Consider the following 7259-nt stretch of genomic DNA (forward strand, 5'->3'; position numbering starts at 1 on the left):
TTCCAGACTTAAGAGGGTGACACAGCAGCAAACAGAGCTGAGTCACTTTCTTGCGCTGTATCAGTTAAGCGCAGCACTTTTGCGATAGCCTTTGTAATGAAAGGCTCCATAACAGATACGAGAATAAGGCCATCATGGATAGATCCAGACTCGAAACACAAGCCCCTCAATTCAACCCTGTCTCTGAAAAAAAATTCGAACAGTCGCAGAAAACCGGCCTGTTTGGACGCTGGAAAGTCAAACTTTCCAAGTCTGTGGGCAAATATTCTCCCCAAAAGGCGGCTTTGAAAACCACCCCCCATAAAAAACTCGAACAGCGGGAAATCAGAAAACTGGCCACCAACAGCAAACCTCCCACAGATCCCAAAGCGCTCAGATCTATGGCCATTGATGCCCAGCTGGCCGCTTACCCCTATCACCGTTCCCTGGAAAAAATCAGTGCAGCCGGAGAGATTCACAAACCGGAAAAAGAGGATTTTGCTGCTCACTGGCAACCCTCTGAGGAGATAGCAAAACAGATATCCGATGGGACGGGATTGACCTTAAGCACCGAGGAACCCGGATTCCTTTATGACAAGAAAACAGGACTCACAGCTTACGTTCTTACCAATCCTGAGCTTAAAGAAGTCCGCCTGGTCTTTGGCGGTACAACATCCGGACTCGCTGCAGGAGAGCTCCTCGAACGTTCCAGAAAAAACATCCGGTTTTCAGGCAAGCAATGGCAAGCCAATATCAAGAATCTCCTGGGAACAGGCATCCCCGACAGTTATAAACAAGCCAAAGCTCTGACCGCCAATATTATGAAAAATATGCCTGTAACGCCTGAAGGCCAGCCTTTTTCTCTAAAACTTAACGGGCATTCCAAGGGGGGCGCAGAAGCAAGCTACGCCGCGCTTTCCATGGAGCCCCCCGTCGAAGCCGTTTGCTTCTCAAGCGCGGAGCTCAGTCGCGCAGCCTTATCGGACATTTCCAGAGAAAACCTGGCCAGTGCTCATGAGAAAGTCACCCATTACACTATCAGCAAAGACCCGGTGACTCTCGCAGGAAAGTTTATCAGTGGTCTGTCCCATACTGGCGAAGTCATCACTCTTCCTGCCAAACATGCCTATAGTTCATTTCTGGATCGGCATGACAAATTCACAAAACATATTGAGCACTATGCTAAAAATGCCTCTCTGTAAGCCTTTTAACGTCTGAAAAATCAGAGCTAACCCCAGGCAAATCTATCGAAAAAGCGATAAACAGGAAAACCGGTCTTTTTTCTTGATACAGATTAATGGATAAGTATAAATACAGCGTCTAGGCTTCCTATCGACATTTGCCGGGAGTCCAGAACATGATCAAGCTGCAGCATTTTTTGGCCGGATTCATCGCCCCAGTATTCCTGTTACACGCTCTGATTGTTGAGGCTCAGACGCCGACAACCGCTTCTATAACGAGCCTTCCGACATCATTGTGCGACTCTCTTACGGGTCAGGCGGAAGGGGTTCAGAAACGGCTGACCCAGTATGGAAAACTTGTTAAAGGACGACGGTGCGTTATTCTCCGTGCCGACCCGGCAGAGGATTTGGCTGAGTTGGTAAAACAAACTCCTGAGAACACCGTTATTTTGCTCTCCTCCGGGACTTCTGCCGGAGTGACGCCCTCTTCATCTATGGCGCCTGCTCCATCCCCAGCGGCTTCTTCAGTCGTGATGCCTTCCTCATCCGTTGTCCCCGCACCCGCTAAAACTCCGGTTGAGTATTCTGTTGACAGTGTAATAGTTTTGAAGAATGGTCAGGACATTATCGGAGCGGCTGATGAGGGTTTTGAAATCGTCATCAGGGATCGGCCAGATTTTCAACACAAGCATATACTCAGGGTCGGAAGTACTGAGCAATTCAAGCCAAAAGAAACGAAAAACAGCCATATAAGACACATTACTTTCAAGCCAACACGAAATAATAAACGCGTCCCCATTGATTCCATTGTTTTTGCAGAGTGCTTCAACCGGAAACTGGTTATAGAGGATAACGTATTCTATCTGCCTGTTAAGGCCGCCGTCACTCTTGATTGCAAGGAATTTACGGTTGCCTCTGATAAGGACCGGCCCAAGGGTCCATGCATGGAATTCGCTAATAACAGGGTCATAGGTGAAAGGTACAACTCGATTGACGACAAAATTTTCCCCTATTTTATTCCCAATCAAGGGATATTTATTAATCTTCCTGCCATCGTGAACCAGTCAGAGCGAATATCGATTATTGGGAACAGTTTCGAAGGCAACATGGCAGAAGCGGCTGAGTTCAAAATTGGGGCCGGGTCCAGTATCAATGTTTTCAAAAACACTATCAACATTTCCAATGCCGGCAACACCACCCGCGACTCTGTTCGCAAAGGGGGTTTCGTTCTGGCAGGGCCGACAGAGTCCATAGGAGTCCCACCTGCTTTTTTCCTGGCTGGCAATCAGATCAAGGTAACACGAACCGCCATAACCGTCAGGGGACAGCTCGGCCTGACCTTTGCCTGTAACCACCTGCAGGCAGTTAATCCCTGGTGGCAACCCCAAAAACAATTCGTCCTGAAGGCACTTCCGGTACCCTTGGGAAAAGCGGCGGAAGTGTGCAGTGGCAGTGTGAGCTCAACCGCTGTTATGCCAACACACACATCAAATCCAACGGTTGTCATGACAACCTTCACTCCAAATCCAACGCATGCTATGTCAACCCTCACACCAAATTCAACGGTTGTCATGTCAACTCCGGATGCAGGCAGCCGTTTTGCAAGTACCTGGAAGGCAATAAATAGCTCCCTCGCCACTGCCTGTAGCGGACTGGTCAACTTCGAAGGCCAATTCTTCTTTGAATCAGAAGTCTGCCAGACAATTTCTCTGCCTCTTGCTCCTGTTAACAGCACGACAGAGATCCCCGCGCCGTCAACAGGTTCAACTTCAGTCGCTACCCCTTTGGCTGTCATGGCTGGTCTATTCATATTGTTGAATCTATAACCTGAACGAATTCATCTCTTCGATAGTATGCATTCCCATGCAAAGGAGACTTATTCAAACCTGTGGTTTTCGGACTCTGGCAGCCTGTCGGACTTAAGGCTGTCCTGCGCGGCCACTGCTCCTGCGTTGCTCTGGCTCCTGCATCCATGCGCCATGCGGTTGCAATAAAATAAAAAATTTCCAGCAATCCTCGTCGGACGCTCAAGTCCGACAGGCCGCCAGCTTGGGAACCCATACATCATCCCAGGCATTTCAGGATCCCAGAGCAAAAAACGAGTGATATTGATGGATAAGTATAAATACAGTGTCTAGGCTTCCTAATCTACAATTTTTGGAAGTTCTGAAAATGATAAATTTAAAGCATTATCTAACCCGGCTAATTATCCCTTTATTCCTGTCACAAGCTCTGAGTTTACAAGCCCGGACGACGGCTCAATCTCCAATCGCAATCGCAATCGCAACCTCACACTCTACAACAGCTCCTCCAACGGTATCGTGCAATTCTCTTGCAGGGCATACGAGGGGGGTTCAGCAGCGGCTACTCCAGTACAGTCACCTTGTTCCTGGAAGACAGTGCTTTGTTCTCAGTGCCAACCCGACGGAAGATTTAGATCAGTTGATCAACCGGCTTCCTGAAAACACCGTGATACTGCTCTCCTCGAAAACTGACCCTGCAGTGACAACGCCTTCTCCAGCCATTTCCCCTGCACCTGACAAGACCCCGGTTGAATACTTTATTGGCAGTGAAATACGTTTGAAAGATGGGCAGGTCATTATAGGTGCTGCTGATGACGGCTTTGACATTGTCATCAGGGATCGGCCAGGATTTACAGACAAACATTTAATCAAGGTAGGAACCACTGATAACTTCCAGTTTGGCGAAACAAGAGACAGCCACATAAGACACATTACCTTCCGGCCAACTCGAGAGAATAAACACCTCTCAATCGACTCCATTGTTTTCTCAGAGTGCTATAACCGAAAACTCATTTTAGAAGAAAATGTATTTCATCTTCCTGTCAAGGCCGCACTTGACTTTGATTGCAAGCAATCTCTCGATGCATCTTCCGATGCTACGCGCCCCGGTCCGGGCCTGCTGTTCGCCAATAACACGCTCATAGGCACGAGCTTCAAAAGTTTGACCAAAACACTTGTTCCAGAGAAAGGTATATCTATTAATCTGCCCGCCATCAGGCATCAGGAAAAGAGATTAGTTGTTGCGGGCAACACATTCCGGGGCAAAATGGCAGAAGCGGGTGTCTTCAGACTTGGTCCGGAATCTCGTATGGAGATCTTCAAAAACACCGTCGACATTACCAATTACGGCAGAATAGGACGCCCGGCGGTTCGCAAAGGTGGTTTCGATCTAATAGGCCATACCGATATCAATGCAAAACCTCCTCTCTTTAATCTGGCTGGCAATCAGATTCGAGTGACAGCAACAGCTGTCACTGTCAACGGTCAGCTTGAACTGGTTCTGGTGTGTAACCACCTGCAGGGGTTCAATTCGTGGTGGCAACCCCAACCACAATTCCTCTTGAAATCAATACCAGCAACATTTGAAGAGATAATGGAAAAGTGCCAAAACGTTCCGGGTTCAAACGTTATCGTACCAACTCCTTCTACAAGCAGTCAGCTTGCCAACACCTGGACTGGCACAAAATATTCCTCGGATACTGCCTGCACTGGATTAGTCAACTTCGAAGGGCTTTTCTTCTTTGAAAAAGACCACTGCCAGACAGTCACTCCGCAATCTACTTCCAGTACACATCCCTATACTAAAAAGTCTTTTGATATCAATACAGCCCCCTATTCATCATCGAGAGCCAAAGAACTAATTGCTGCTACGGTTGTGCTGAGCGCTCTGGCTCTGTTGTGCATTAAATAGTTCAGAATAGCTTTGCCAGACTCCTGTTCCCATGTTTTCAGGCTCTGTAGGTAACAACATGGGAACGATCAAAAATACTAAAGAAAGGATAGACAGAAAGGATTCATCTATTCTCTCAATGCATCCCAATCATATTAATGGATAAGTACCAGGGCAGCGTCCAGGCTTCCTATCTTGAATTCTTTGGAGTCCGGAAAATGATCAAGCCACTGCATCATTTAACCAGATTAATCGTGCCTGTATTTCTGTTCCAGGCTTTGAACCTGCAAGCTCAGACGACTCGGCCTCCAACCACCTCTCCCCCTCAACCGGTATCATGCAACTCTCTTACAGGACAGACTGCTGGCGTCGAGCGGCAGCTGAAACAATACAGAGATCTGGTTCGCGGACGACAGTGCGTTGTTTTCAGTGCCGACCCGACAGAGAATTTAAATAAGTTGATAGAACGGATTCCAGAGAACACCGTTATACTGCTCTCTTCCCACACGACGATTCCACCCAAGCCCCCCGGGTCGGGTAACACCCCAATTAACTACTTTATTAGTAGTCCAATCGTTTTGCAGGACGGTCAGGACATTATTGGGGCTCCCGATGACGGCTTTGATATCATCATCACGAATCGCAAAGATCGTGTCATTCATACTATGGTCAAGGTTGGATCCGATAAAAGTTTCCAGTTTTCAGAAACAAGAGACAGTCATATAAGACACATTACTTTCCTGCCTACGGGACCTAAGTACAAAAGTTCAGTTAACGTCACCATCTCCGCAGAGTGCTTTAACCGGAGACTGATTGTAGAAGACAACGTATTCTATGTGCCTTTTGTGAGTGCGGTTTACCTTAACTGCGTAGCACCACTGTATACCAATAGCGTGAACCCGGGCCCGGGCTTGCGGTTCGCCAACAATACGCTTGGAGGTGTCATTATTCCATCGTGGGCAGGCAGCTCAATTCCTGAAAAAGGGATATACATTAACCTCCCTTTTATCCATAACCTGTCACAGAGGCTTGCTGTTATCGGGAACACATTCCTGGGAAAAATAGCAGCGGCAGGTGAATTTATTCTTGGACCCGGAAGCCGTTTAGATGTCTTCGGAAACAAGGTCAACATTTCCAATATCGGTGTTACCTTTCGCAATTTAGTTGCTGCAGGGCAATCACTACGGGGCGGGTTCGCTCTCTCAGGTCCTGCCTATAGCGGTAGGCCTCCTCTCTTTAATCTGGCAGGCAATCAGATTAAGGTAACAGCAACAGCTCTAATCGTCAGTGCACGCCTTGAACTGGCCTTGGCTTGTAATCACCTGCAGGCAGTGAGTCCGTGGCAGCAACTTCAACCACAATTCAGGTTTAAAGCTGTTGATCCATCATCACTGGAAGATGAGTGCAACAGACTAATGAGTTCATCCGTTGTCATGCCAACTCCGGACGCAACCGCTGTTATGCCAACTCTAAACTCAACCGCTGTTATGCCAAGCCCGAACGCAACCGTTGTCATGTCAACACCCAATCCCTATCCAATCAGCCGGATCGTGAACACCTGGACGGCCATAAATGGCTCCACTGCCACCGCTTGCAGTGGACTGTTCAACGTCGAAGGCCAGTTCTTGTTTGACTCAGAAGTCTGTCATGCGGTCGCTGCACCCTATAATTTTACGATTACCAAGACGCCATCCAGTATCAGCACGATTTACGATACCGTCACCACATACAGTGACCTCGCGGCGTACAGTAACATCAAAACTTACGATGACGTCACGACTTACAACAGAAGCCGTATAGCCCCCACTTCATCAGCAGGCGCAAGCGCAGTCACGACGGGTTTGGGGGTTATAACCACCCTGGCGACATTGTTGTCTCATAAATATTGAACCCGGGCTGTTTTACCCGGGAGACCCGGGCGTGATCAATACCCTCAGCCTACATTTAAATACCAGGACGGCCATCAATCACTCCACTGCGAGTGGCAGCGGTCTCCCATTCATCAGCAGATGCAACGGTCGTGACAACTGCTGGGTGTCACGATCACTCTTTATGACCGCTCTGGCCCTGTCGTTAAATCGATAACCTCAACTCACCTCTGCGGTTTAAAGATGCTGCCACAAAGGTAACCAACGATTATCCTGAAATATTTTAAAGATATTAATGGATCGGTATAAATACATAGACTAGGCTTCCTATCGACACTTGCCCGGGAGTCCTGAAAATGATTAAGTTGCAGGGTTATTTAGCTCAGTTAATCGCTCCTCTGTTCCTCCTGCAGACTCTGAATCTGGAAGCTCAGAACGCGACTCAAACAACCTCTGCTCAAACAACCTCTGCTCAAACAACCGCTGCTAAAACAACCTCTGCTAAAACAACCTCTGCTAAAACAACCTCTGCTAAAAC

5 protein-coding genes are annotated in these 7259 nt (G+C 47.9%); all 5 read left to right on the plus strand.

Annotation, left to right across the window (positions count from 1 at the left end):
- The first annotated feature begins 134 nt into the window (after nt 1-134).
- The gene (locus KDK19_RS02150) at nt 135-1181 is read left to right on the plus strand and encodes a hypothetical protein (RefSeq protein WP_257255613.1); all 1047 of its coding nucleotides are present in this window, start codon (nt 135-137) and stop codon (nt 1179-1181) included.
- Between the two features lie 155 nt (nt 1182-1336).
- Nucleotides 1337-2986, plus strand: coding sequence for a hypothetical protein (locus tag KDK19_RS02155; protein ID WP_257255612.1), 1650 nt, complete (start codon nt 1337-1339; stop codon nt 2984-2986).
- A gap of 346 nt (nt 2987-3332) precedes the next feature.
- Entirely contained in the window at nt 3333-4874 is a 1542-nt protein-coding gene (locus KDK19_RS02160; RefSeq protein ID WP_257291251.1) for a hypothetical protein, read from the plus strand.
- A 197-nt stretch (nt 4875-5071) separates the two neighbouring features.
- Complete coding sequence (locus KDK19_RS02165) at nt 5072-6742, plus strand: hypothetical protein (RefSeq protein WP_257291252.1); 1671 nt, start codon at nt 5072-5074, stop codon at nt 6740-6742.
- A gap of 335 nt (nt 6743-7077) precedes the next feature.
- On the plus strand, nt 7078-7259 hold a 182-nt coding region (locus tag KDK19_RS02170), incomplete at its 3' end, for a hypothetical protein (RefSeq protein ID WP_257291253.1).

The organism is Endozoicomonas sp. ONNA1, assembly GCF_024606325.1.
In the GTDB taxonomy this organism is placed as follows: Bacteria; Pseudomonadota; Gammaproteobacteria; order Pseudomonadales; family Endozoicomonadaceae; genus Endozoicomonas_A.